The organism is Candidatus Symbiopectobacterium sp. NZEC135 (assembly GCF_025962695.1).
In genome coordinates, this window is the sequence record NZ_JAGFPF010000778.1 from 1 (window position 1) to 946 (window position 946).

Consider the following 946-nt stretch of genomic DNA (forward strand, 5'->3'; position numbering starts at 1 on the left):
GATACCTGACGGATAATCTCCATGGTTTGGCGCATTGCGGCACTTTTTCCGACCATATTTTCAAACCCGAACGGGCGCGGAGCAGCGGCACAGACAGGAGCGCGCTCGGCAGGGCTTGGCGCTTCCGCCCCCGGACGCGCAGGCTGCATCAGGCGCACCGTTTGCGCCACCATATTGGCGACCGTTTCCAGAAAGCGCGTGCAGGCCGGAAGCCGTTCTTCATAACGCGCCATCGGTTGGGCCGCCAATACCCCGATGGGTTGGGTCTCCACGCCAAACAGGGGAACCGCAATAAACGGCAGGTTGTAGTCGTACAAGCCAAGACGATCGAGAAAGCGTTGGTCATCAGCCACTCTCGGCAACACCAGCGGTTGGTGCTGAGACAATACGGTGCCCACTAAGCCTTCGCCGGGCCGATAGCGCACCTGACTGCCGCTGGCAATTAACTGCTCATCTGCCTGGTGCAGCGCTTCCACCGCCAGCACCCCGCGCTGGGTATCATAAAGGCAGATCATGCCATGTTGCATAAAGGCATCGTCATGCAATATTCGCAGCACGGATTGCAGCGCCTCACGGACATTGGTTGAGCGGCTCAAGGCGCTGCTAAGACGTTGTATCGCGGTAAATTGCTGTGAAAGATCGAAACGCCACACCACAGTGCCGGTATCAGGTACGCGAGTCATTTTGCACCTCCAGTCAAAACCGCAGAGAGGGGAAAGCGGAGCGTAAGGCACGTACCGCCTGCCGGACGCGATGTCAGATCGATAGCGCCTTGATGATGCGCCACCAGCGTTTGTATCAAGCGTAGCTCCATACCTTTGCCCGGTGTGCTGATGGTTGCTGCTGCCGCAGCGGCATAGCGCACCTGCATCAAGGGGACGTTGTCTTCAATGTAGAGTGATAGCCAGCCGCCTTCTTCCCGGGCGTAGATCTGTACCGCCAGTGA

2 protein-coding genes are annotated in these 946 nt (G+C 58.5%); both read right to left on the bottom strand.

Annotation, left to right across the window (positions count from 1 at the left end; translation table 11 throughout):
* A partial coding sequence (locus J5224_RS30385) for a GAF domain-containing protein (RefSeq protein WP_264628760.1) occupies nt 1–683 on the bottom strand: 683 nt, incomplete at its 3' end.
* Nucleotides 680–946, bottom strand: a 267-nt coding sequence (locus J5224_RS30390) for an ATP-binding protein (RefSeq protein WP_264628761.1), incomplete at its 5' end; no start/stop codon positions are given. The genes J5224_RS30385 and J5224_RS30390, both read right to left, overlap by 4 nt.